The sequence below is a fragment of the Nocardioides sp. genome (assembly GCF_050246775.1).
In the GTDB taxonomy this organism is placed as follows: domain Bacteria; phylum Actinomycetota; class Actinomycetes; order Propionibacteriales; family Nocardioidaceae; genus Nocardioides.
Window position 1 is genome coordinate 168,905 of record NZ_JBFWVK010000002.1, and the last position, 24,915, is coordinate 193,819.

22 protein-coding genes are annotated in these 24,915 nt (G+C 69.3%); 7 read left to right on the top strand and 15 right to left on the bottom strand.

Annotated features, from left to right (window positions below; genetic code table 11):
* Positions 1-117: 117 nt before the first annotated feature.
* Entirely contained in the window at positions 118-1,044 is a 927-nt protein-coding gene (locus AB7I40_RS10725) for a hypothetical protein (RefSeq protein ID WP_428346194.1), read from the top strand.
* A gap of 1 nt (position 1,045) precedes the next feature.
* On the opposite strand, the gene AB7I40_RS10730 is transcribed toward AB7I40_RS10725, so the two are convergent.
* The 5 genes from AB7I40_RS10730 to AB7I40_RS10750 form a co-directional block, all read right to left on the bottom strand.
* Positions 1,046-1,207, bottom strand: coding sequence for a hypothetical protein (locus AB7I40_RS10730; RefSeq protein ID WP_428346195.1), 162 nt, complete (start codon positions 1,205-1,207; stop codon positions 1,046-1,048).
* A 138-nt stretch (positions 1,208-1,345) separates the two neighbouring features.
* Positions 1,346-1,510 (bottom strand): hypothetical protein, encoded by a 165-nt coding sequence (locus tag AB7I40_RS10735; RefSeq protein WP_428346196.1) that lies wholly within the window; start codon positions 1,508-1,510, stop codon positions 1,346-1,348.
* A gap of 68 nt (positions 1,511-1,578) precedes the next feature.
* Positions 1,579-1,905, bottom strand: a complete 327-nt coding sequence (locus AB7I40_RS10740; protein WP_428346197.1) for a WhiB family transcriptional regulator — start codon at positions 1,903-1,905, stop codon at positions 1,579-1,581.
* Between the two features lie 113 nt (positions 1,906-2,018).
* A complete protein-coding gene (locus tag AB7I40_RS10745) occupies positions 2,019-2,219 on the bottom strand; it encodes a hypothetical protein (protein WP_428346198.1) in 201 nt (66 codons plus the stop codon).
* Between the two features lie 152 nt (positions 2,220-2,371).
* On the bottom strand, positions 2,372-4,411 hold the full coding sequence (locus tag AB7I40_RS10750) for an ATP-dependent DNA helicase UvrD2 (protein WP_428346199.1): 2,040 nt from the start codon (positions 4,409-4,411) through the stop codon (positions 2,372-2,374).
* Between the two features lie 90 nt (positions 4,412-4,501).
* Here AB7I40_RS10750 and AB7I40_RS10755 point away from each other — a divergent pair, with 90 nt between their 5' ends.
* The 3 genes from AB7I40_RS10755 (at position 4,502) to AB7I40_RS10765 (ending at position 8,670) form a co-directional block, all read left to right on the top strand.
* Positions 4,502-4,747 carry a mycoredoxin gene (locus AB7I40_RS10755; protein ID WP_428346200.1) on the top strand — a complete coding sequence of 82 codons (246 nt, stop codon included), beginning with the start codon at positions 4,502-4,504 and terminating at the stop codon, positions 4,745-4,747.
* 103 nt (positions 4,748-4,850) lie between these two features.
* Positions 4,851-6,755 (top strand): ABC transporter transmembrane domain-containing protein, encoded by a 1,905-nt coding sequence (locus tag AB7I40_RS10760; protein WP_428346201.1) that lies wholly within the window; start codon positions 4,851-4,853, stop codon positions 6,753-6,755.
* The gene (locus AB7I40_RS10765) at positions 6,748-8,670 is read left to right on the top strand and encodes an ABC transporter ATP-binding protein (protein WP_428346202.1); all 1,923 of its coding nucleotides are present in this window, start codon (positions 6,748-6,750) and stop codon (positions 8,668-8,670) included. The genes AB7I40_RS10760 and AB7I40_RS10765 overlap by 8 nt, the downstream gene beginning before the upstream one ends.
* Positions 8,671-8,694: 24 nt before the next feature.
* Here AB7I40_RS10765 and nudC read toward each other — a convergent pair whose 3' ends face one another.
* On the bottom strand, positions 8,695-9,603 hold the full coding sequence (nudC, locus tag AB7I40_RS10770; RefSeq protein ID WP_428346203.1) for an NAD(+) diphosphatase: 909 nt from the start codon (positions 9,601-9,603) through the stop codon (positions 8,695-8,697).
* Positions 9,604-9,638: 35 nt separating this feature from the next.
* On the opposite strand from nudC, the gene deoD reads away from it, so the two are divergent.
* The gene (gene deoD / locus AB7I40_RS10775) at positions 9,639-10,343 is read left to right on the top strand and encodes a purine-nucleoside phosphorylase (protein WP_428346204.1); all 705 of its coding nucleotides are present in this window, start codon (positions 9,639-9,641) and stop codon (positions 10,341-10,343) included.
* 4 nt (positions 10,344-10,347) lie between these two features.
* Here the strand turns inward: deoD and AB7I40_RS10780 are convergent, their stop codons facing one another.
* Together AB7I40_RS10780 and AB7I40_RS10785 are read right to left on the bottom strand one after the other, a co-directional pair.
* The gene (locus AB7I40_RS10780) at positions 10,348-13,530 is read right to left on the bottom strand and encodes a UvrD-helicase domain-containing protein (RefSeq protein WP_428346205.1); all 3,183 of its coding nucleotides are present in this window, start codon (positions 13,528-13,530) and stop codon (positions 10,348-10,350) included.
* Positions 13,527-16,757 carry an ATP-dependent helicase gene (locus AB7I40_RS10785; protein ID WP_428346206.1) on the bottom strand — a complete coding sequence of 1,077 codons (3,231 nt, stop codon included), beginning with the start codon at positions 16,755-16,757 and terminating at the stop codon, positions 13,527-13,529. Before AB7I40_RS10785 ends, AB7I40_RS10780 begins: the two co-directional genes overlap by 4 nt.
* Before the next feature lie 42 nt (positions 16,758-16,799).
* On the opposite strand from AB7I40_RS10785, the gene AB7I40_RS10790 reads away from it, so the two are divergent.
* Positions 16,800-17,579 carry a hypothetical protein gene (locus AB7I40_RS10790; RefSeq protein WP_428346207.1) on the top strand — a complete coding sequence of 260 codons (780 nt, stop codon included), beginning with the start codon at positions 16,800-16,802 and terminating at the stop codon, positions 17,577-17,579.
* Positions 17,580-17,583: 4 nt separating this feature from the next.
* Positions 17,584-18,741: a CaiB/BaiF CoA transferase family protein gene (locus AB7I40_RS10795; RefSeq protein WP_428346208.1), complete on the top strand. Its 1,158-nt coding sequence runs from the start codon at positions 17,584-17,586 to the stop codon at positions 18,739-18,741.
* A gap of 90 nt (positions 18,742-18,831) precedes the next feature.
* On the opposite strand, the gene AB7I40_RS10800 is transcribed toward AB7I40_RS10795, so the two are convergent.
* The 7 genes from AB7I40_RS10800 to AB7I40_RS10830 all read right to left on the bottom strand — a co-directional run bounded on the left by AB7I40_RS10800 (position 18,832) and on the right by AB7I40_RS10830 (position 24,904).
* Positions 18,832-19,926 (bottom strand): ring-opening amidohydrolase, encoded by a 1,095-nt coding sequence (locus tag AB7I40_RS10800; RefSeq protein WP_428346209.1) that lies wholly within the window; start codon positions 19,924-19,926, stop codon positions 18,832-18,834.
* Between the two features lie 18 nt (positions 19,927-19,944).
* Complete coding sequence (locus AB7I40_RS10805; protein WP_428346210.1) at positions 19,945-20,904, bottom strand: carbamate kinase; 960 nt, start codon at positions 20,902-20,904, stop codon at positions 19,945-19,947.
* Between the two features lie 99 nt (positions 20,905-21,003).
* Positions 21,004-21,528: a hypothetical protein gene (locus tag AB7I40_RS10810; RefSeq protein WP_428346211.1), complete on the bottom strand. Its 525-nt coding sequence runs from the start codon at positions 21,526-21,528 to the stop codon at positions 21,004-21,006.
* Between the two features lie 44 nt (positions 21,529-21,572).
* Complete coding sequence (locus tag AB7I40_RS10815; protein ID WP_428346212.1) at positions 21,573-22,820, bottom strand: hypothetical protein; 1,248 nt, start codon at positions 22,818-22,820, stop codon at positions 21,573-21,575.
* Positions 22,817-23,587: an ATP-binding cassette domain-containing protein gene (locus AB7I40_RS10820; protein ID WP_428346213.1), complete on the bottom strand. Its 771-nt coding sequence runs from the start codon at positions 23,585-23,587 to the stop codon at positions 22,817-22,819. Before AB7I40_RS10820 ends, AB7I40_RS10815 begins: the two co-directional genes overlap by 4 nt.
* Entirely contained in the window at positions 23,587-24,057 is a 471-nt protein-coding gene (locus AB7I40_RS10825; protein ID WP_428346214.1) for a hypothetical protein, read from the bottom strand. The genes AB7I40_RS10820 and AB7I40_RS10825 overlap by 1 nt, the downstream gene beginning before the upstream one ends.
* 100 nt (positions 24,058-24,157) lie before the next feature.
* Complete coding sequence (locus AB7I40_RS10830) at positions 24,158-24,904, bottom strand: SDR family oxidoreductase (protein ID WP_428346215.1); 747 nt, start codon at positions 24,902-24,904, stop codon at positions 24,158-24,160.
* Positions 24,905-24,915 lie beyond the last annotated feature (11 nt).

Genomic DNA, 24,915 nt, shown 5'->3' on the forward strand with positions numbered 1-24,915 from the left:
CGGTCGTACGGCGCCGCCGCTGCTCTGTCTCCGGGGGCCCAACAGCAGACTGCCTGCCCCCCAAGGGCCCTGTGGAGGAACGAGGCAGCCTGACGCCCGAGCGTGGCAGGCTGCAGCATGGCCTTCCCCGAGCGACCGCTCCTACGACCCGGGACCCTGGTCACCCGACGAGGCGACGGGCACCTTCAGATCGGGCTCGACGCACCACGGGCGATGGTGGTGCCCGACGACGGTGACACCCGGAGGTTCCTCGACGGCCTCGCCTCAGGCGGCTTTCCAGAGGTGACCCCGATGGTGGCCAGGCTTGCTGACGCCCTGTTGGAGCATGGGCTCCTGATCGATGCCGTCGACTTCCGCGCGTCCCTCGATCAGCGGCCGCAAGCCGCCCAGAGCGTCGCCGCGACCTTCGCGCACGGGAACCTCGAGGGCGGTCGGCTCCTCACCCGGAGGGCCGAACGCCCGGTCCGGGTGGAGGTGTGCCTGCCGCCGGCCGACGCTGGGCTCGACTGGCTCGGTCTCGCCACCGGTCTGCTCTCCCTCCAGGGTGTGCCCGACGCTGGCACCCCCGTGGTGCATCTCGTGATCCACGGCGGTGAACCCGACCGTGAACGCGTCGATGAGTTCGCCCGCACCGAGCAGCCACACCTCCTGCTGTCGGCCTCGGAGGGGTTCGTGAACCTCGGCCCCTTCGTGGTTCCCGGCGTGACCGCCTGTCTGCGCTGTGTCGATGCGCACCGGGGTGAGCTGGATCCGCGTCGCGCACTGGTGGTGGAGCAACACGCCCACGCCCGCGGCCCGAGGCCGGACGGCCTCCCGATGCCGCTTGACCCCGCTGTCATGACAGCCGCTGTGGCCTGGGCGATCCGCGACGTGGTCAGCTTCGTGGACGACGAGATGCCCACCACCTGGTCGAGCACGATCCGGTTCGGGCCGGGCATGCAGCAGGCACACACTCCCTGGCAGCGCCATGCGCGCTGCGGATGCTCGTGGGCACAGGTCCAGCCCCCGCCGTACGACGAGAACGGCATCGAAGCAACTGGCTGACCTACCACCACTCGCTGTCGAGCTTGCTCTCCATCGCCCGCAGGTGCTCGCGCGAGCACCGGGCGCAGAACCGTCGGGGGCGGCCGTTCTCCACGGCCGTGGTCCACGTCAGGACCGCGACGTCCTCCTCGGCCGTTGTCCCACACAGGTCGCAGGTCACCACGTCGCCCACGATAGGCCCGGAGCGGCCGTCCGCACAGGGGCAGCGGAAAGGCCCGGCGGGACCGTGGGTCCTGCCGGGCCTTTCCTTGTTTCACCTGCACCCGCGATCTGGGTGCGTCACCCTCCGATGGAGGGGGACCTACAGGGCGCGAGCCAGGGCGAGGCGCGCCTGCTGTGCGGCTCGCTCAGCCTTGCGGCTCAAGCGACGGGCACGGACGAGGCGATTGCCTCGTCGCAGTTCCTGCGCCTCTCCCAGGCGCTCGGCCATTTGTGATCGCGCCAGGTTTTCGTGGATCAGATTCATGTCATTGCTCCGCTTCGAGTTCGAGTTCATTGAGGTCTTTCCTGGATGGGTGTCGCCTGACAGGGAGGTCACGCGGCAGCGTGGTTGTCGACGTCGTTCTTGCGAGGACGTCCGCGTGGGCGCTTGCGGGGGATCACCACTCCCTGAAGGAACAGCTCACCGCCCCACACGCCCCACGGCTCACGCCGCTCGAGTGCGCCGGAAAGGCACATCGCCTGGACTGGGCAGTCCTGGCAAAGCGTCTTGGCGTACTCCACGTCGCTGGGCAGTTCGGCGAAGAACAGCTCCGGGTCGTTGACCCGACACGGCAGCAGCTCCTCATCGATACCCGTCGCTGCGTTGTGCAGCTCACCGAGGCTCAACTCATCGCTCCGGTCGAGTACGTGGATGCTCATATGTCACCTCCTTCGTCACCTTGATCGCTGGGTTGCAGGTAAAAGGTCAAACAAAAAGACCGCGGATCCCGGTTCTCGGGTTCCGCGGCCTGGAGGCTGCCAAAGTGTTGGTGTCAACAGTTTGGTGGTCTCCAGACAGAGGTCCCCTGGGTGGCTCCCTTGAGGGAAGCCGCCACGTGCCGATCGCGAACCGGGACGTCGATGCCCTGGATGGCGCACACAGGCGTGCCAAAAGCGCGCAGCGTGCCGCCGGAGATGGGCATGGCGAAAGCCGACTGGTTCGCAGTCGTCATGGTGTTGGTGTAGTTGCTCATGTGCTCATCCCCTCCTTCAGTGCCTCGTGCGCTGACCGTGCCAGGGTCATGGTGCGCGTGCTTGTGCGGTTGAGAAGAAGTTACCGTCCCCACCCTGTAATGGGCAAACGATTTTCTGGGTATTTCTTCAAACTTCTTCTCTATCGATCAGGTCACTGGTCAGTGACCAGTGCCAGCACCTCGTCGCCGTACTTCTCGAGCTTGGACTTGCCGATGCCGCTGATCCTCAGCAGCGTCTGTTCGTCGCCCGGCTTGACCTCGGCGATCAACTCGAGGGTCGCGTCGGTGAAGACCACATAGGCCGGCACCTTCTCTGCCCCGGCCCGGACCAGGCGCCACTCGCGAAGTCGCTCGAACAGTGCTTCGTCGTAGTCCACGGGGCAGTCCGCACACCGGCCCTTCTTGCGCTGGGCCGGCGTGACCAACTGGTGGCCGCACACCTTGCACACAGCCGCCCGCCCGGACTTCTTGGGCCTCCCAGCCAGGACAGGGTCGCCCAGACCCTCTGGACGGAGCCCGTCGAGGAATCGGGACGGCTTGCGGGAGCCGCGCCCTCCGGGGTTGCGGGCGGCCGCCCACGACAGGCTCAGGTGTCGACGGGCGCGGGTGATCCCGACATACAGGAGGCGACGCTCCTCCTCGACTTCAGCCGGCGTGGCGGCATAGGTGATCGGCATCGACCCCTCCTGCACCCCGGAGAGGAACACGGCATCCCACTCCAGCCCCTTGGCCGCATGGAGAGTGGCCAACGTGACCCCCTCGGCCACTGGCGCATGCTGCTCGCTGGCGCGACGATCGAGGTCGTCCACGAACTCGCCGAGGGTGGCGCCGACCCCGGAGAGGAAGAACTCCTCGGCCTGGCTGACCAGGGCCTGCCAGGACTCCCAGCGGTTGCGGGCCTCGCCACGCCCCTCGGGCGCCGTGGCGCTCCACCCCAGACCCGCAAGAGTCGCCCGCACGTCCTGAACGGGGTCGTCGGCGAGCTCACCGCCACGCGCGGTGCCCCGCAGCAGAGTCACCGCCGAGCGAACCTCGGGACGCTCGAAGAAGCGAGCAGCCCCACGGATGACATAGGGAACTCCCGCGGCCGACAACGCATCCTCGAACGCCTCGGACTGGGCGTTGATCCGGAACAACACAGCCATCTCGCGCCACGGCACGCCCTGCTGCCGCAGCCCATTGAGCTGGTGGGCGATCTCGCTCGCTTCGGCCACTTCGTCGGGGAACGGCTGGTAGACGACGTCGGGCCCGGGGCCCTGCTGGGCCGTCAGTTGAACGCCGCGGCTGCTGGTGCCGGCGAGAAGGGTGTTGGCCGCGGCGATGACCTGGGGACTCGAGCGGTAGTTGCGCACCAGCTCGACCGACGTACTCGAGGGGAACCTGCTGGTGAACTCGCGCAGGTAGGCCGGGCTGGCGCCGGCGAAGCTGTAGATGGTCTGAGCCGGGTCGCCCACCACGCAGAGCTCGTCTCGACCGCCCAGCCAGAGATCCAGCAGGGCGGACTGAATGGGCGAGACGTCCTGGAACTCGTCGACGGTGAAGAACTTGTACTGCCGCCGGACCTGGGCAGCCACCCGCTCGTCGTCAGCCAGGAGAGCGGCACCGAGGAGCAGCACGTCCTCCATGTCCATGCGACCCTGGTTCCTCTTCACATCTTCGTAGCCGGCGAAGATGCGGGCCACCAGCTCCGCGTCGATCCCGGTGACCGACCTGCCCCTGCCGGGCGCGATCGCGGCGTACTTGTCGGGCGAGACGTTGCTCACCTTGGCCCACTCGATCTCCGAGGCCAGGTCGCGCAGCGTCGCCTGGTCGGCTCGCACCCGCAGCCGGCTCGTCGCGTTGGCCAGCATGCCCAGCTTGGACGCGGTCAATTGGGGCAGGTCGCCGCCGTGGACCTGGGGCCAGAAGAATCGCAGCTGGCGCAGAGCGGCCGAGTGGAAGGTGCGCGCCTGCACACCGGCCGCCCCCAACGCCCGCAACCGCTCGCGCATCTCCCCGGCCGCCTTGGTGGTGAAGGTGACCGCCAGCACCTCGGTCGGCTGGTAGACGCCCGTGGCCACACCGTGAGCGATGCGGTGGGTGATCGCTCGCGTCTTGCCGGTCCCGGCGCCGGCCAGCACCCGCACCGGTCCCCGCAGCGCCTGCGCAACCGATCGCTGCTCGGGATCCAGCGACTCGAGCAGCGGGTGCATGGGAAGAAACTCCTGGCGGACGTGGTTGAGTGCGACGAGCGGGAAAGCCCCGCGGACACAACCCTAGACGTCAGAGGGGACACCGCTGCGATGAGCAGTTCGATCACGATGTACACCACCCCGTGGTGTGGCTACTGCCACCGCCTCAAGAGCCAGATGGACCGCGAGGGCATCGCCTACGAGATCGTGGACATCGAGCAGGTGCCCGATGCGGCGCTGATCGTCGAGCAGGTGAACAACGGCAACCAGACCGTTCCCACCCTCGTCTTCTCGGACGGATCCGCAGTCACCAACCCGTCGCTGGCCCAGGTCAAGGAGAAGCTGGCGGCGCTCTGAGCCGTCCGGTCTCTGCGGGCTCACCCGACGTGGTGGGCAACGCCCTGGCGACCCGGAAATGCGTTCGCGAGGAGCCCTCTCCCACAACTAGGGTCGTGGAGTCATGCGCGATTTTCCACCAGCCATCACAGCGTTCCCGACGGGACGCTCCGACGCGCGCCCCCAGACCGACTCGGGCCAGCCCGACCTGCGTACGCCGGGAGCGTTCCTCCGCTGGAAGCTGGGCCAACAGCGCGCGGTGATCGTGGCTGCCTGCCTCGTGGGCATCCTGTGGCAACTCCCCCTGACAGTCGGTCCCTGGCTCGTGGGCAAGGCGATCGACGACGGGATCCTGCCCGGCGACACGTCCTCCACCCTCACCTGGACGGGCTGGCTGCTGCTGGTCACCGTCATCGGCGCCGTGTTCGGCATCGCCATGCACACGCTGATCGTGCGCAGCTGGCTGATCGCGCTCTACGGCACCACACTGATGGTCGCCCGCAAGGCCGTGCAGATGGGCCACGTCCTGCCACGCAGGGCACCCACCGGTGAGGTGCTCAGCGTCGCCTCCAGCGACTCAGACGAGTTCGGCGCCCTCACCGAGATCACCGCGCGGGCATCGGCCCAGTTCGTCGCCTACCTCGTGGTCGCCACCATCGTGCTCTCGACCTCGTTGCCCCTCGGGGTGCTGCTCCTCGGCGCGGCACCGGTCCTGGTCGGGGTGGCCCTGCCGCTGCTCCGGCCTCTGCACCGGCGCCAGGAGGTCGAGCGGTCGCGCAATGCCGAGCTCACCTCGATGGCCACCGACATCGTCGGGGGATTGCGCATCCTGCGCGGCATCGGCGGCGAGCGCACCTTCGGTCGCAACTACGCCACGCAGTCGCAGCGCACCCGCCGAGCAGGCGTGTCAGCGGGGATCTGGCAGGCGGGCATCGAAGCCATCGGGGTGCTGTTCTCCGGCTGGTTCCTGGTGCTGCTCATGTGGATGGGCACCCGCGAGGTGCAGTCCGGTGACCTGACCATCGGCCAGCTCATCAGCTTCTTGGGCTACGGCCTGTTCATGATCGGTCCCATCCAGACCTTCTTCGAGTTCGCCCAGAAACTGACCCGCGCCCTGGTCAGTGCACGTCGCGCGATCGGGATCTTCGAGCAGGAACCCCCCTGGATCGAACCGGCCACGCCCCTGGCTCTCCCCTCGAACGGCGCCCTCCACGACGACCACTCCGGGTTGGTCGCTGCCCCCGGGCTGTTGACCGTGGTGGTCAGCGCCGTACCCGAGGACTCGGCTGCCCTGGCCGACCGGCTGGGACGCTACCTGCCCGCGGACACCGAGCCGGTCGCGGTCCAGGGCGAAGGCGGACTGAAGGGGCGCGCGGCCCGACAGGCCCGTGCCGAACGACTGGCCGAGCGGGCCAGGATCGCTGCAGAGGACCAGGACCGAGCCTCACGGCCCTGGGGTGTGCGGCTCGGCGAGGTCGACCTGGGGCAGGTGCGCCTGGCCGACATCCGCGCGCGGATCGTCGTCAGCGACACCGGCAGCCAGCTGTTCGGAGGGACGTTGCAGGACGCGATCGACCCGCACGGACGCCTCAGTCGCACCCAGGCCGAGGAGACCCTGCGGGTGGCCAACGCGGAGGACGTCTACGACTCGCTGCCCGGCGGCTGGCAGGGAGTCCTTGACGAGCGCGGGCGCGGGCTGTCCGGTGGACAGCGCCAGCGCGTGGTCCTGGCGCGTGCCCTCGCCACCGACGCCGACGTCCTCGTGCTCGTCGAGCCGACCTCCGCGGTGGATGCCCACACCGAGGCACGGATCGCGGAGCGGGTCGCCGCCCACCGCGCCGGGCGTACGACGATCGTGGCCACCGTCTCGCCCCTCTGGCTGCACCACGCGGACCAGGTCGTGCTGCTCATGGGCGACCGGGTGGCTGTCACCGGCACCCACCAGCGCCTGCTGGAGGAGAGCACGGACTACCGCCGAGTGGTTGCGCGCGCCGTCGACGTCCCCGACTGGGAGGAGAGCCATGTCTGACCTGTTGGCCACCTCCCCTGACACCTGGCGCGACCGCGCCAGCGACGCCCCGGCCATCCCAGCCGAGCTCATCGCTCCGGTCGACGCCCCCTGGCGGGTCCGGCTCGAGGCCCTGCGCAGTCGTCACCGCCTGCGTGAGCAGCGCGCCGAGAAGGTGTACGCCGACTCGCGCAGCCCGGCCAGAGGCTGGCCGGTGGCCGACAACGCGGCCGTCTTCGCGTTCCTCGGTCGGCTGCTGCGCCAACGCCGAGGCATGTTCGCCGCGGTGGTCGTCCTCAACGCCCTCGCAGCAGCCACCGGACTGCTGGTCCCCCGACTCCTCGGGGGGCTCATCGACCGGACGGTGGCAGACACCCCGGGCGGCATGTCGCTCAATGTGCTGGCGCTGCTCGTCGTGGTGGTGGTCTCGGCCCAGGCCCTGTTCACCTACCTCGGCCAGCGCACGTCCACGATCTTCGGACAGGACCTGCTGTCCTCGGCGCGCGAGTACATCGTCGACACGATCCTCCGACTGCCCCTCGGACGGGTCGAAGGGGCCAGCACCGGAGACCTCGTCACCCGCGTCACCCGCGACGTGGGCACCATGAGCCGGTCGGTGCAGTACGGCCTGCCCATGGCGATCATCACCCTGCTGACCGTCGCACTGTCCATCGTGGCGATGTTGTTGAACTCGCTGCTCCTCGCCCTGCCGGCACTGGTCCTGATCGCCAGTTCGGCCTTCCAGGTCCGCCGCTATCTCCAGCGGGCCCAGAAGTGCTACATCACCGAGGGCGCGACGTACTCGCAGATCAACACCACGCTCACCGAGACGGTCGAGGGTGCGCGCACCGTGGAGTCGCTGCGCCTGAGTGAACAGCGACTGAAGGCCGCCGAGGACGACCTGGCGGTCTCGGCACAGGCCGAGCGCTACGGGATGACGTTGCGCAACCTGCTCTTCGCCGTGATCGACATAGCGTTCAACGCCCCTCGGGTCATCACCGTCCTCGCCGGGGCCTACGGCTACAGCCGGGGCTGGGTCAGCCTCGGGCAGATCACCGCAGCGATCCTCTACGTGGAGGCGCTGGCCGGTCCGCTCGACCGGCTGGTGGGCGAGGTGGACCGGCTCCAGGTTGGCGCGGCCTCGACCAGCCGACTGCTGGGCATCGCGCAGGTGCCGCCGGACCGGATCGCCGGACCGGACCTGCCTGAGGGCTCCGATCTCGTCGGTGACGACCTGCGGTTCGCCTACCGCGAGGGCCACGACGTCCTGCACGGCATCGACCTGTCACTCGAACCAGGGGAACGGCTCGCCATCGTGGGCCCGAGTGGGTCGGGGAAGTCGACCCTCGGGCGCCTGCTGTCGGGGATCAACGCGCCGCGGACCGGCTCTGCTCGTGTCGGTGGCGTCGAGCTGGTGGCGCTCCCGCTCGAGGTGCTGCGCACCGAGGTGGCGCTGGTGACGCAGGAGCACCACGTGTTCGTGGGTTCCGTGCGCGACAACATCATCCTGGCCCGTGAGGACAGCACCGAGTCCGCGGTGTGGGACGCGCTGGAGGCGGTGGGCTCGGTTGACTGGGTACGCCGACTCCCCGCCGGACTCGACACCCTGCTCGGCTCGGGCAATCAGGCGCTCACGCCTGCGCAGGCCCAGCAGATCGCGCTGGCACGATTGATCGTGGCCGACCCCCACACCCTCGTGCTCGACGAGGCGACCTCGCTGATCGACCCGCGCACCGCCCGCACGCTGGAGGGTTCGATGAACGCCCTGCTGTCCGGGCGGACCGTGGTGGCCATCGCACACCGTCTGCACACGGCCCACGACGCCGACCGGATCGCGGTCGTGATCGACGGCCGCATCGCCGAGCTGGGCAGTCACCACGACCTGGTGGAGAGGGACGGGGAGTACGCCGCTCTGTGGCGGGCCTGGACCTCCTGATCCCCTCCCCGGCCGGTGAAGGGGTCAGCGCCAGTTGCCGGGCAGCGGACCGCCGTACCAGTGCTCCATCAACGAGTGGGAGATGGAGACCCCGCCGGGCAGAACGACCGTCCCAGCCTCGGCCTCGGCCAGGATCTCGGCACGGGTGAACCAGCGTGCGTCCTCGATCTCGTGGCCATCGACCGCCACGTCGGTGCTGGTGGCTCTGGCGAAATAGCCCAGCATGAGGCTGGCCGGGAACGGCCACGGCTGATTGCCGAAGTACTCCACCTCACCGACGCGTACGCCGGTCTCCTCCGCGACCTCGCGCCGCACAGCATCCTCGAGGCTCTCCCCCGGCTCGACGAACCCCGCGAGGGTCGAGTACCGGCCGGCCGGCCAGGCGGGGCTGCGTCCGAGCAGGCACTTCTCCTCCGCGCTCCCGGGCTCACCGGCCGAGACCAGCATGATCACTGCAGGGTCGGTGCGCGGGAACTGCGCCCGCCCGCACGACGTACAAGCCAGCTCGTGTCCCGCGGCCCGAGGTTGGAGTCGGGTGCCGTCACGAGGACAGAACCTCGTCGCCTGATGCCACTCGGCCAACCCCATCGCGTGGAAGACCAGCGGTGCCTCACCCGGTGAGCCCTCGGCCAGGGCCTGGATGATGGTGCGCAGGCCGACCCAGAACTCCGGCGGCGCCGGCACCTCGTCGAGCAGCAGGGCGAAGTGCCACACTCCCTCGTGCTCACCGAGGAGCAGGCGCAGGCCGTCGGGGGCCTCGGCCGTGGAGATCCAGTCGGGCCGACCGTTGGCGGGCCGCAGACGACCTGCCGCGATCACCAGGACTCGGGTCGCCGGGTCGGCCCAGGTGCGATCGAGCCACGCCTGGTCACTGCGGCGTACGCCGGCCCGGTCGTGGGCGCCCTGGGCCATGACGATGTGCGGGTAGGTCACGATTCGCAGGCTACCCGCGCCCCTACGATGGCGGCATGAGCACCCACATCGGCGCCGCCCCCGGCGAGATCGCCCCCGTCGTCCTGATGCCCGGAGACCCCCTGCGAGCCAAATGGATCGCCGAGACCTTCCTGGCGGAGGCAGAGTGCTACACCGAGGTGCGCGGCATGCTGGGCTACACGGGAACCTGGGAGGGGCGGCGGGTCTCGGTCCAGGGCTCCGGGATGGGCCAGCCATCCCTGTCCATCTACGCCAACGAGCTGTTCAGCGACTACGACGTGCAGTCGGTGATTCGGGTCGGCTCCTGCGGCGCGCTCACCGAGAAGCTCGCCGTCCGCGACATCGTGATCGCGTCCGGCGCCTGCACGGACTCGTCGATGAACAAGGTCCGCTTCGAAGGCCTCGACTACGCGCCGGTTGCCGACTTCGGGCTCCTGCGCGCCGCCGCCGATGCGTCCGACGAGAGGACCGACGTCCACGTCGGACTGATCTTCTCCGGAGACTCGTTCTACGCAGCCAGGCCCGAACTGCTCGCGCGGATGGTGGAGTACGGCGTGCTGGCAGTCGAGATGGAGGCCAGCGCGCTCTACACCCTGGCGGCGAAGTACGGCCGCCGCGCGCTGGCGATCTGCACCGTCTCCGACCACGTCGTCACCGGTGAGGAGACCACAGCCCAAGAACGCGAGCAGACCTTCGGCGCCATGATCGAGATCGCCTTGCGGGCGGCGTTCAGCAGCTGAGGCCTCACCCGGCCAAGATGGCCGCCAGTTCGCTGCGACCGGGAAGGTCGTCGGGCTCGATGAGCTCGTTGGTGCGCACGTAGTAGAACGCCGCACGCACGTCGTCCAGCGGCAGACCGGTGAGGTCGGCCCAGGCCAGCCGGTACAACGCCAGCTGGAGCGGATCGGCGGTCGCGGACCTGTTGGTCTTCCAGTCCACCACCAGATAGCCCTCGCCATCGGGGTAGACCGCATCGATCCGACCACGGACCACCTGCCCACCCAGCACCAGAGCGAACGGCGCCTCCACCTGATGAGGTCGGCGATCGCCGAACGGGCCCGCCTCGAACGCGGCGATCAGCTCCTTGAGGTCGGACTCCGAGTCGATGCCCCGATCGCCCTGGCCGGGCAGATCCTCGGGATCGAACAGATCCTGCTGTCCGAACCGCGCCTCCACCCAGGCATGGAATCGCGTGCCGAAGCGGGCCGCAGCCGATGGCCTGCGGGGCAACGGCCTCGCCAACTCCTTGGCGAATGCCTCCGGATCTTCGCGCAGTCGGGCGACCGCGGTGGCCGACAGACTCGAAGGCAGGGGTACGTCGACGTGGCCCGACTGCTCACGCCGTGCCTCCTCGAGCAGGCGCTCGAGCTCGGCGTCCCACTCCTCGACCAGGGAACGCTCCACGAGGTCGAGGGCATCGTCGGTCCGCGACTCGGGGGTGGCCGCCATCGCCTCGGCCACCAGCTCGGCCGCCGCGAGGCGACGCAAGGCCTCGGCCGTGTGCACGGTGACCGGCCAGGGGAACTCCTTGACGCCGATCCGCAACGGGTTGGGGGTGCCCTTGGCGGGCTTGTCCAGCCAGGCCAGCGGTTCCAACCCCCAGCCGGAGAGGGTCTCGCGCACGGTCTCCTGATAGGGCGAGGGCCCGAGCGGCGTCTTGCGCTCCTCGTTCCAGAGGTAGGAGGAAACAGTCAGGCGATGTCGAGCCCGGGTGAAGGCCACGTAGCCGAGACGAAGCTCCTCGGCGGCCGCGTGATCCGCGGAGTCCTGCTTGAAGCTGGCGAAGCCGTCCTTGTCGCGGCTGCGCAACCTGGGCAGGTCCCGCTGGTCGCCTCGCAGGGGTGAGGGCAGGATCTCCACGCGGGTCGGCCACAGACCTCGGCTGCGGGTGTTGGGGAACTTCTCCGCACAGGCTCCCACCAGGAAGACCATGTCCCATTCGAGGCCCTTGGCGCGATGCACGGTGAGGAGCTTGACTGAGTCGGCCTCAGTGGGAGTCGCTACGTCGAGACCGTTGCCGAGCTCGTCCTCGGCCTCGAGCCAGGCAAGGAGCGAGGCCAAGGTGACGGTGCCGTCGATGGCCTGGAACTCAGCCACCGCCTTGACGAACAGATCGAGGTTGTCGCGGCGGGCCCGCGCGGCCTCACTCACGGACGCAGCGAGCTCGATGTCGATCCCGCAGGCGTCGATGATGCGGCGGACCAGGTCGAGCAGGGACTCCCCTGCATGCGCGCGCAGCTGTCGCAGCTCGGTGGACAGGAGCGCGAACCTCTGCCGGGCGGACGGGGAGTAGGGCAGGTCGCCTGGATCCTCCAGCGCATCGGAGAGGGCACGCACCTCGGTCGGATCGGCTCCTGCGACTGCATGGGCCAGCACCTCATCCAGGCTGGGCGAGGTGTCGTGCGACTGCTGATGCCCTCGCCGGGAGTCGGCGAGCTCGTCGGCCCGCTGACCGAGCAGCGCCAGGTCGCGCGGGCCCACGGCCCAGCGGGGTCCGGTGAGCAGCGTGAGCAGCTCGGCGTTGGCCGTGAGGTCGTGCATCAGGGTCAAGGTGGCCAGCACCTCCGAGACCTCGGGCAGCCGGAGCAGTCCTTTGAGTCCCACGATCTCGACCGGGATCTCGGCGGCGGTCAACGCGTCGAACACGTCGGCGGCATGGGCGTTGTCGCGCACCAGGACCCCGATCTCTCGCCACGCCGGTGTCGACATGAGCCCATGGGTGGATCGGACCTCGTCAGCCAGCCAGGCGAGTTCGCCGGCGTACGACTCGTGCACGATCGTCTGCACCTCACCCTCCTGGTCGTTGCCGGGTTCGAGCGGGGCGACCTGGGTGGAGTGCGCGTAGAGCGGAGCGGCGAGCCGGTTGGCCACCTCGAGGATCCGCCGGTCGGATCGTCGATTGACCGTCAGTGGGAAGACGCTCACCTGCTGGCCGTCGAGGCGAGGGAAGTCATCGCCGAAGTGCAGGATGTTGGAGACCGAGGCTCCACGCCACCCGTAGATGGCCTGGTTGGGATCACCCACGGCCGTCACCGGATGTCCAGCGGGAAAGAGCCGACGCAGCATCATGGCCTGGCCCACCGAGGTGTCCTGGTATTCGTCGAGCAGCACGATCCGGTATTTCGCGCGCTCCGCCTCCCCCACCGCCGGATGGGCGTCGGCCAACTGGGCGGCCAGGGCGATCTGGTCGGAGAAGTCCATCAGGCCGAGGGTCGCCTTCAAGGCCCGGTATTCGTCGACCAGCCGCAAGGCCTCGACGCGCCGTGCGAAGGCCCGCTCCACGTCGTCACGCAGTCCTTTGGGGCCACTGGCGAGCGCATCGGCGAAGAGCGGGCGCTCGTGGGCGTCGAACTCGCGCAGCCGCGTGGAGTCGACGAGATGCTCACTCATCGCTGCCTCGAGACGCAGGATGTAGTCGATCACGTGCTTGGGGCTGTCGGAGAGCTGATCGACGTGACCCGTGTGGCGATCGATCACGCGTGCCGCGAGTTGGTAACGGGAGGCATCGGCCATCACCCGGGTGTCAGGCTCGTGGCCGATCCGCAGCCCGTGCTCGCTGAGGAGTGAGGCGGCGTAGGCGTTGTAGGTGGCCACCACCGGCTCGAGGATCTCGTCGGCTTCGGCTCCAGTCGCTGCCCGACCGAAGCCGGCGCTGGTCAGCGACTCGCGAATCCGGCCCGCGAGTTCACTGGCCGCCTTCGTCGTGAACGTCAGTCCGAGCACCTGCTCGGGAGTCACCTGTCCGGTTGCCACGAGGTAGACGACCCGGGCCGCCATCAGCGACGTCTTGCCCGATCCGGCGCCGGCGATGACGACCGCCGGCTGGAGCGGCGCCGAGATCGCAGCCCACTGCTGGGAGCTCACCTGGTAGTCGGTGCCCATCACCCGCTGCAGGTCCGCGGGCGTTGCGATCGTGGCCGCGGTCATGACAGGACCGTGCCTGAGTTCTGAGCGGGACACAGGGCGTGAAAGTCACAGTGATCGCAGTGGCCACCCGGCCGGGCCGGGAACTCCTCGTCGCGCACGGCGCGGACTGCCGCCATGAGCTGGCGCTCGATAGTGCGGTGCCCGGACTCATCGGGAACCTGTGGTTCCTGGGCCTGCACCTTCAGCTTCTGGTAGGCCTCGTGGCGCAACTGCCACAGCTCGGCGCCTCCGACCTGGGCATCGGGGACGATCGCATCCACAGCGCCGTTCTCGACCGCGAGCTGATAGAGCCCGAGCTGGGGATGGACCTTGATCTCCTCCCCGGTGGGAACGTATTTGCTGGTCTTCAGGTCGATCACGACGACATTGCCGTTGTCGTCGACCTCGAGACGGTCCGCGTAACCGTAGAGGGAGACTTGTTGCCCGTCGGGGAGCGTGACCTCGGCACTGATGCGGTGCTCCGTCCCGATGACGGTCCGGGCACCCGGGCGCTGGTGCCACTCCAGGAACCGCGTGAGCGCCTTGCGCACCTCGTCGCGCTCGCGTCCGCTCGACCACGGGGTGCGGAAGGGGATCTGGGCCCAGACCGAGTCGACATGGCTCATGAGGTCGTCGATCAGATCGGGCCGGTCGAGCTCTCCGCGGGTGATCCGGTCGGCCAGCGCGTGGACGACGTTGCCGAATCCCTGTGCCTGCGTGGAGGCACGTTCGCCGCCGGCCTCGCTCTCCAGGAACCACTGTGCAGGGCACTGGGCCAGGCTCGTGAGTGCGCTGGCCGACAGCCGGACCGGCTCCTCGGGTGGACGCAGCGCCCGGTCGCTCACAGTGAACGCGCGCGTGCCCCACCACGACGCCGGGTCGGCGCTCGGCACCCAGGCCGTGCCGGCCCGGTGCTGGGTGGCCAAGCTCGCCAGACGGGCAGCTGCGGCCCTACGCAGCGGTTCGGCGAGACGGTCGTCCGCGACGGTGCGGCGCAGCTCTGCGACCACGCCGGCGAGGGACAACGGCCGGGCCGGGCGTCCCTGACGGTGGGTGACACGGAGTCCGAGCTCCGTGAGGAAGCGGGACTGCTGGTCGCCGTCGTCGTCGCTCGAGGCGACAGCCGTCACGATCAAGCGCTGGCGCGCCCGCGTGCAAGCCACGTAGAACAGCCGACGCTCGTCGGCGAGGAGCTGGCGCAGCGTGGTCGGCGGCACCAGGCCCTCGGTGCCGATGCGGTCAGCCTGGAGCAGCGTTGCCCGGCGCCTGAGGTCGGGCCATCCCTCCTCCTGGACATGAGCCACGACCACCAGCGGCCATTCGAGACCCTTGGACCGGTGGGCGGTGAGCAATCGGACCGCCTCGCCCCGAATGCCTTGCTCGGCCAGCGTGTCTGCGGGGATCTGCTGTGCCGCCAAGGTGGTGAGGAAGGCCTGGACCGACGTGTGCCCGCGCTGCTCCTCCGCCTTGGCAGCTGCCTCGAACAAGGCACACACCGCGTCGAGGTCGCGATGAGCCAGTCGGGCCCCTGGACCACCTCGGGTGATCGCGGACTGCAGGCGCGAGGGCCACGAGGTCCCGGACCACAACTCCCAGAGAAGCTCCTCTGCGGTCGATCCATCAACCAGGTGGGAGTGGACCCGGGCCAGGAGTCGAGTCAGTGCAGCGGCCTTGATGATCGCGGCGGAATCGCTCTCCAGGGTCTCGATGAGGTCCACGTCCACGAGCGCGGAGCGCAGCAGCTCCGGGGACGACCGAGGCGCCCGGGCCTCCGCCTGCGCCACCCGCTTCTCGCGCACTCGCAGAATGCGGGCCAGTGCGCGCAGGTCCGTGGCGTCGAGCCCAGCCAGGGGAGACTGGAACACGCCGTGCGCCCGCTGGGGATCGACGTAACCCGCGGACTGAGGGTCGTCGTTGGTCAGGTTGACGACCGCCCCGAGGGCGTCGACCAGGGCCCGGACCGCTGGCTCCTGCACCAACGGTGTCTCATCGCTGGCCACCTCGACAGGCACCGCGGCACCGCCCAGTGCCCGGCGCAGGGCCGGGATGGAACCCCGCCCCGAACGCACCAGCACCGCCATGTCGGACCAGGGCACGCCGTCCTCGAGGTGCGCTCGACGCAGCAGGTCCGCCAGGTGTTCGGCCTCGGCCCGCTCGGTGTCGAAGGTGAGCACCTCGACCTGCCCCTCCCCCTGACCAGCAGCCTGAGCCACCGGATGCAGGAAGGCGTCGCGCGCCAGCGGATCGATGCTGCCCGACAATGGCAGGTTGGCCGCCACGCGTTGCGAGGCTCGCAGCAGCCGGGGGCCGAATCGGCGCGTGGTGGGGAGCGCCAGCACAGCTGCCCGGCTCCCGTCGCGCGCGGGGAACTCACGAGGGAAGTCGAGAATGCCGGTCACGTCGGCCCCGCGAAATGCGTAGATCGACTGGTGGGGGTCACCGACCACCGTGAGATCCAGACCGTCACCGGCGATCGCGCGGAGCAACGCCACCTGACCAGGATCGGTGTCCTGGTATTCGTCGACGAACACGTGCCGGTAGCGCTGTCGCAGCTCGTCGCGGTGGGCCTCGGCCTCGATCACGGCTCGGCGAATCAGGTCGGCGTAGTCGACGGCCCCCTGGTTGTCGAGCACGTCGAGGTACTGGTCCAGGAACAGCCCGGCGGCGACGTACTCCGCAAGGTTGTGCTCCACGCCGAGCCGGTGCAGGTCGCGACCGTCGTACCCCTTCTCGCGGGCCCGCGAGAGGACGGCCTGGACCTCACTGGCGAAACCGCGGGTGCCCACGGCGCTCCGGAGAGCTTCGGGCCAGGCCACCGACTCGGGAGCGTTGGACAGCAGTTCCTGCAGCACCACGTCCTGCTCAGGTGCCGACAGCAAGCGCAGCGGGGCCTCGTAGAGCTCCGCCGGACTGTAATGCCGGATCAGGCCGTAGGCGAAGGAGTGGAACGTCGAGCTCAGGTGGGTCGAGGTGGTGCGCCCCAGTCGGGCGGTCACCCGGTCACGCAACTGCTCGGCGGCCTTGCGCGAGAAGGTCAGTGCGAGGATCTGGTCGGGCGAGGCGCCACGGTTCTCGATGCGGTCGACGATGGCCTCGACCAGGGTCGTGGTCTTGCCGGTGCCGGGGCCGGCCAGCACCAGCAACGGACCACCCGGATGATCGACCACGCGCTGCTGGTGCTCGTCGAGCGAGGGCCGCCCGACGGGCGCGTGGTCACGGACCAGGCGGTACGTCGGCGTCGAGGTCATGGTGCTAGCCAACCATCCGCCACCGACACCTAGGATGACGGCATGGATGCCGGGGGCACGGAGCCTGCACTGCTGGCGAAGCCGGTGATCACCGGTGGCTGGCAGGGATTCGGAGTCGTCCTCGGGTTCGGCGTACTGATCCTCGGCGCAGTCGCGGTGTTCACCACCGACAATGCCGTGGGCTCCGCGTCGCTCGTGACCGCAGGACTGCTGATCTCCACGTTGGCGGTCTTCGCGAACCACATCAGTGCCATCGAGGGCGCGGGAGTGAAACTGAGCATGCGCGAGCGCGCCGGTGAGGCCCTGGCGAACGCACGGGCAGCCGCAGCCAGCGGCGACGTCGAACAGGCAGAAGCTGATCGCCGCGAGGCGGAACGGTTGTTGTTGGCCTCGGGAGCTGTCGCCAGTCGCTACGAGGCGCTGCGCCTGACGCAGCCCTCCGGCTGGGATCGGACCTCACGGTTCGAGGACCTCATGCGGGTGGGCCGAGAACAGGCAGCCGGACTCTCCCAACCACAACTGGTCTCCGAGCTCTTCGCCACCGGTGGGGACGGCAACCGGGTCTACGCCCTCGCGCTCATCCAGGGCAATCCCGCGCTGGCCGAGCCCGGGCCCCTGGTGGAGGCCATCGCGCACCCACGATCCGCCTTCGAGCAGTACCAGGCACTCGTGGCTGCCCAACGCAGTGTGGAGCACCTGCCCACCGCCGAACGCCAGGCTGTGCTCGCAGCGGTCGAGGAGGCCCTCGCCGGCCCTCTCGGCGAGACGTCCTCGGACCGCCGTTCGGTGGCCCGCACCATCCTCGAGAAGTCAGGTGCCTGATCGCATGACCGACGGACCACTCTCGGACCTCCTGGTCCTCGACCTCACCCGGGCGCTCGCCGGGCCCCATGCCGCCATGCTGCTGGGCGACCTGGGCGCTCGGGTGATCAAGGTCGAGGCCCCCGCCGGTGACGACACCCGCGGCTGGGGTCCCCCGTTCGTGGGCAGTGCCGAGGAACGCGAGTCGACGTACTTCCTCTCGGCCAACCGCAACAAGGAGTCCCTGGTCCTCGACCTCAAGGACCCGGCCGACCAGGATGTCCTCGCACGACTCGTCGAGCGGGCCGACGTCCTCATGGAGAACTTCCGGACCGGGGTCCTGGATCGCCTCGGCTTCCCGGTGTCGCGGTTGCATGAGCTGAACCCGCGGCTGGTGGTCCTGTCGATCACCGGCTTCGGGCACGACGGACCCGAGGGGACTCGCGCCGGATACGACCAGATCGCGCAGGGCGAGGGCGGGCTGATGTCGATGACCGGCACCGAGCAGCCGACCAAGGTCGGGGTGCCGATCGCCGATCTGCTGGCCGGCATGAACGGCGCGTACGGCGTCCTCGCGGCGCTGCACGAGCGGAACACCACCGGCACCGGACGCGTCGTACGCACCTCGCTCCTGGCCGGCATGATCGGTGTCCATGCCTTCCAGGGCACCCGTTGGACCGTGGCCGGCGAGGTGCCCGGGCTGGCCGGCGACCATCACCCGGCGATCGCGCCCTACGGCATGTTCGAGACGGGTACGGCGCCGGTGCAGTTGTCGTGTGGATCGCAGGGTCTGTGGAGGGCGTTCTGCGGGGCGTTCGACTTCGACCCTGACGACCCTCGGTTCGCCACCAACCTGGACCGAGTCACCCATCGCGATGAGCTGATCGCGCTCATCGAAGCCCATTTCGCCACCGGACCGGCTGAGGAGTGGCTGGCGGCGCTGGCCGAGGCCGGGGTGCCTGCGGGGAAGGTGCGCTCGCTGGACGACGTCTACACCTGGGACCAGACCCTGTCGCAGGGACTGGTGCTCGAGGTGGAGCACGCCACTCAGGGAACCTTGATGCTGCCGGGCTCGGCCCTGCGCTTCGACGACAACACCTATTCCGGTGGGCGGTCGACGCATCTGGCGCCCCCGACGCTCGGGCAGCACAACGAATCCATCCGGGCCTGGCTCGACTCGTGAGCCGAGGTTGTCAGGGAGTGTTGGTGGTTGTCAGGGGTTGCACGGGCTGACAACCGCGGGTTTCCCCGGCTGACCGGGGAAACCAGCCGGTCAGCCCACGTCCACGATCGCGGCCACCGGCCCGCCGCCATCCGGTCCCTGGTGGGCAGCGGACACGGACACGAAGACAGCCGGGTCACCGGTCACGGCGGCGGTCACCCCGCCGACGGCAGCCTTGATCTGGCGGTGCCAGTGCACGTCGGAGTCGTCGAGCATGGCGTTGCGCCGGCCGCGGACCTGACCGTCCTGCGAGACCTCGCACTTGAGGAACAGGTTCACCAGGCGGCCGCCGAGGTCCGTGTGGTGGGGTCGGTCGGGCAGGTCGAGGCCGGCGGAGCGGATCGCTGCCCACAGACCATCCTGGTCGAGCGCATCGGCCATCACAGAATGACCGATCCGGTAGCGACCGCCGACTCCCGGAGCGTTGCCCACCACGATCACCTGGGCGACATCGAGCTCCACCCCCGAGGAGCACGAGGCGACCGAGGAGAACAGCGACCGGTCGTGCATCACGTCGGCGTCGCTCGGCATCGGGATCTCCCCGAGCGCCACGGCGATGCCCAGCGCCGTGCACCCGTTGGACAGGTCCATCGACTCGTGGGTGTGCTCGGTCCACACGGTCTTGCCGCGCGACTTGGCGTCGCGGATCGTGTGGATGGTGAGCAGCGGGGTCTTGGTCTGCACGTAGTGGACGTCAGCCGGGTCGGTGATGCCAGCCCGATCCATGGCCACCTTCACGGCCGCTGCGACCTTGGTGATCATCGGGGTCCGTCCGATGTCCTCGGGCAACAGCGGCTCACTCATGGCGAAGCCCACGGTCAGGCGAGGATCGTCGACCGGTTCGGCATCGACGGTGGCGAAGATCGTCGCGTGCGGGCTGATCACTCCATCGGTCCCCCCGGACCACACGATGGGGATCTGGCTCACCTGCTCGGCAGGGGCGCCCTTGGCGATGAGCACCTCGCGGAACGCCCGGTCGGAGATGATGCGGGTGTAGTCGTTCACCCCACCGTTGCCCTCGGTCTTGCCGATGATCGCGATCACTCGATCAGCGGCCATCACCCCGTCGTCGATCAGCTTCGTGAGCTCGGAGGCGTCTGCGACGGAGTGGATCGGGACCTTGCGTACTTCGATGGCGCTGGGCATGGCTTCCTCTCGGTTGGATCAGATCTCGACAGCTGTGGATTCGTCATCGGCCGCCACCACCGTGCCAGCAGTGCCGTCGACCGCCTCGACGATGTCGGACAGCGCACAGATGGCGGCGTGGCTGCCGGTAGCCGCGGTGAAGCGCAGGACCGCCTCGACCTTGGGCCCCATCGACCCTGCTGCGAACTCTCCGCGGTCGGCCAGCTCACGCAGCCGGCGCTGCCGCACGTGGTGCAGGGGTCGGGGATCGGGGGTGTCGTACCCCTCGACCACGTGGGGTACGTCGGTGGCGATCACCAGTACGTCGGCCCCGACCCGCTGCGCCAGCAGGGCAGCCCCGAGGTCCTTGTCGATGACCGCCTCGACGCCGTGCAGGGCGCCGTCGGCATCGACCACGACCGGCACTCCCCCGCCGCCGTTGGCGATGACCAGGAAGCCTGCGCCGATGAGCGCGACGACCGCGGGTGCATCGACGATCTCGAGCGGCTCGGGCGACGCCACCACCCGACGCCATCCCTTGACCCCCCGGTCCTCCCAGGTCTCGCCATGCTCGATCAACACGGCTGCCTCGTCCGCGGCCAGGTAGCGGCCGATGGGCTTGGTGGGGTGGACGAACCCGGGGTCATCCCAGGCCACCAGGGTCCGGGTGACCACCGTGGCGGTACGCCGCTGCACGCCGCGCATCGCGAACTCGGCCTCGAGGGCGTTCATCAGCACGAACCCCAAGGTGGCCTGCGTCTGTGCTCCACACCAGTCCAGCGGCACCGGAGGTACGACGGCAGCGGCGAGCTCGTTCTTGACCAGGAGGTTGCCGACCTGCGGGCCGTTGCCATGGGTGATCACCACCTCGTGGCCGTCCTGCACCAGCTCGGCCACCGCTCGTGCCGCGGTCGCGGCGGCCGCGATCTGGTCCTCGGGCCGCGCCCGTCCCTCGGCGTTCGTCATGGCGTTTCCACCCAGCGCCAGCAGGACCCTCATGTGCTTGAACCTAGGGCGACGGCGAGAGTCGGGCACCGGCACAATCGGCCAACGAAACCCTCCGGTGCAGGCAGGTTGTGCCAACAGCGGGCGCGGTGCTCATTCGGCGGCGCTGCGGGCGCCTCGGTGGAGGAAACCGGCACAACCGCAGGCGGCCAGCGCCGCTGCCGCCCAGTGCCACGCGGGCCTGACGTAGAGCAGCGCGGAGTCAGCAGTGAGGTGCGCGAACTCACGGCTGTAGGTGAGCACGAAGACCACGACTGCCGCGCCAACAACGACCGAGCCTCGGCCCACGACCGTGGAGGTGGCGAAGGTCAGCGCGGTCAGCAGCAGCGTGGCCTCGACGAGTCCGCCGTAGCCCGTCGAGGCCGCGACGAGGCCGGCGCTGGCGGCAGCGCTGCCCACGACGACGGCCAGCCACAGCAGGCGGGCTGCGACAAGCACCGCCGGTGGCGGCTGCGGGGCCGGCAGGGCGTTGGCGACACCCAGGCTGGAGAACATAGCCAGGGTGGGAGGGACGAGGACCCAGATCGGGATCGGCATGGGACCGTCGACGCTGGGCACGAGCTTCGTGGCGTAGACCGAGGCCAGGCAACCGACGGCGACCAGACTGGTCAGCGTCACGGCTGCACCGTGACCGACTGCCCAGGCCCGGACCACACTCCCCGTCACGAGGCGGTGGTTTGCCAGGGCAACCGGATCGACTCCAGGTCGCATGCCCGCAACGCCGCGAACGTCACGGTCACCCAGGCGTTGGCATCCTGGCCCTCGACCTTCGTGAGCCACACCTGCGACTCGTGACTGAACGGCGCCGGAGTCCCACCGCCGCGCAGCACGATCCATTCGGTGATGAGCATCCGGGCATCGAAGGCCGGGTCCGGAGGTGGCAACGCGGGGTCGGTCCAGGCGGGACAAGCGCTGGGGACGGTGAGATTGGCGGCTCCTGAGCGCAACTCGTCCCCGTCCTGGAAGCCCGACGACCTTCCGGTCATGCCCACGCCCACCGGCGGCTGGTAGCCCGGCAGCAGCTCCTCGTAGACGTCCGGGACCGCGACGCCTCCGGCGGCCAGCACCGCGGCGGCCCGGTCCATCGCTCGGGCAGCTCGGACCAGCTCGGTGCGGTCCGACGGCGCAAGACACACGCGGGGCCGACTGCCTGCACACGCTGTAGGCCGCTCGTCAGAGGCCACGAAGCGTTCGGTGCCGACCTGGTCGGCGGCGACGAGAGCCGCCACCAACCCGACGACACTGACGCCGGCGACCGACAACCGGACGATCGTGTTGCCCGGGTCACGCCACGGCAGCACCGACGCGGCCAGGCAGCAGCCGGCGGCCACGAGCGCTGCCACCTGCGCCGACCAGACCTGCTCGTCGAATGCCAGGCCCGCCAGTGAACCCGTCTCTGGTCCGTGCCTGAGGAGATCGGCGGCCGGGTGCGGCCCGAACGCGCCGAACAGGAAGACCACCGGAGCCACCACCAGGACGGTGACCCGGTAGGGCCACCAGTGTCCGACCGCGGCTCCGAACAGGGCGCAGACGCCCAGCACCGGGAACCCGATGATCAGCGCCCACCAGCTGATCGGGCCACCATGGGTGCCCAGCGCCGTGACCAGCAGGGCGCCCGCAGCACCCGCGACGTAGACCACGCTCGACAGCATCAACGCCTGCAGACCCACCCGATAGGGCACCAACCACCCGAGTGGCGCGCTGTCCGACAGAGCGGCGATCCGCCGTTGCCCCACCGCGAGGTAGGCCCCCAGCGCGGCCGTGAGCGGACCGGTCAGGACGGTGCTTCCCGTGATGGTGTCGATCGTCCAGTTCCACTGACCTCGCCACTGCGCCCCGTAGCTGACGAACACGAAAACCGTGGTGGCCAGCAACGGGGGGACGAAGAGCGAGCCGCTGAACCGGTTCACCGTGGTGCCTGGTGGGCCCGCAGGGCCATGAAGGCGGCTTCGTAGACCGAGACACCAGCGTCGTGAGACGTCTCACGACCGATCTCGTTGAGCTCCCCGACCGTGCCGTCGAAGGCGATGCGCTGCTGGTCGAGCATGATCACCCGATCCGCGATGGGGGTGAGGTCCTCCATCAGATGACTACTGACCACGACGCTCCGGGCCCAGTCGAGGTTGCCGACCAGGGCTCGCAAGCGCAGTCGCTGTTCTGGGTCGAGCCCGGCGGTCGGCTCGTCGAGGAGCAGCAGGTCCGGATGCCCCAGCAGCGCCTGTGCGAACAGCAGCCGACGGTGCATGCCTCCGGACAGCTGTCCCACGCGTGAGCTCGCGACGGACGTCAGGTCCGCATCCACCAGGGCAAGGCGGATGGCCTCTGGCCTCAGTCTGCGAGGGATCCCCCGCAGCCATCCCATATAGGCCAGGAAGTCAGTGACCGACAGGTGCGTCGGCAGACTCAGGCTCTGGGGCATATAGCCGATGCGCCTGCGCAGGGCTCTGGTCCGGGAACCCGCGTCAGCTCCGAACAGACTGAAGGTCCCCCGGGCCGGGCTCAGTGCCGTGCTCATGATGGAGAGCAAGGTCGACTTGCCCGCACCGTTGACTCCGATCAACCCCGTGACCCCGGGGACGAGGTCGAAGGTGAGATCACTGAAGACGTCGTGCTGTGCGTAGGAATGACCGAGACCCTCGGCGCGAGCGATCGACTCCAGGAGCACCGTCGGAGCCATCAGTAGCTGAACGTCGGCAGGGCCTTGGCACTGCACGGGTCGTTGTGGAAGGCCTGGATCTCACAGATGTCGATGTTGCCTCGGGCCTTCTCACCACCCGCCTCGAGATTCCTGGCGCGCGCGTCCTTCACCCACCATGCGGAGTTGGTCTCGATCGTCTGCTTCGAGATGCTGTTGTACCAGCACGTGCCGTCGCAGCCGCTGTGAGTGCCGTAGAACAGGAAGTCGGTCTCAACACGGACGTTGTTGCCGCCCGGCTTCATGTCGTACTGCCACGAGGTGCTCATCGCACTCACCTGGCCGTCGTTGTAGAAGTGGCCGTAGGTCTTGCCCTGCGGGACGCCGTCCTCGTAGACGTAGAGCGGGTCCGAGGACGACTTCCAATAGACGGCCGAAGCCGGTGCGGCGAGGGCCACACTCGTCACGCTGAGCGCGAGTGCAGCAAGGGCTGGCTTGAATTTCAGTGTCATGGTGATCCCCCGATTGCTAGAAGGGCATTACCTTGACAGTTCGGTACATCTACGTCAACAACCTGCTAGAAAGGCTGTGGAAACAGCGCCACTCCACCTCTCAACGCCCTCCGGCCACCCGCAGGGTCGTCCCGGTCACGTACGACGCCGCAGGACTCAGGAGCCAGGTGATCGCCTCCGCGATCTCGGACGGTTCGCCGGCGCGTCCGAGCGGGATGCGCGAGGCCCCCCTCGTCACCCGGTCACCGTCCCCGGCATCGGCGTGGATGCGGGTGCGGACCAGGCCGGGGGCTACCCCGACGACTCGGATCCCCTCGTCAGCCACCTCCTGGGCCAGACCCGTGGTGAGGGCGTCCACACCGGCCTTGGCCGCGGCGTACTGCACGTACTCCCCCGGAGCACCGAGCGTCGCCGCCCCGGAGCTCACGTTGACCAGGACGCCGCCGGCGCCGCCGTACGTCGTCCCCAGCACGCGCACCGCGGCCCGGGCCACGAAGAGGGCGCCGGTGAGGTTGAGGTCGACGGTGCGCTGGATCACCGCCACCGAGGTCTCGGCAAGCGCGCCGATGTGCAGCGTGGCCCCGGCGTTGTTGACCACCCCGCTGAGCCGGCCGTGCTCGGCCGCACGGGCGAAGAGCAGGTCGACACCCGCAGCAGTCGAGACATCGGCACGCACCACGAGGCACCGAGCACCGGCCTCCTCGACCGCCAACCGGCACTCCTGGGCAGCAGCGTCGTCACGCGCATAACCGAGCACCAGGTCGTGCCCGTCCGCGGCGAGCCGGACCGCGGTCGCAGCCCCGATCCCACGGGTGCCGCCGGTCACCAGGGTGAGCGCACGAGCCATGCCCCCAGTCA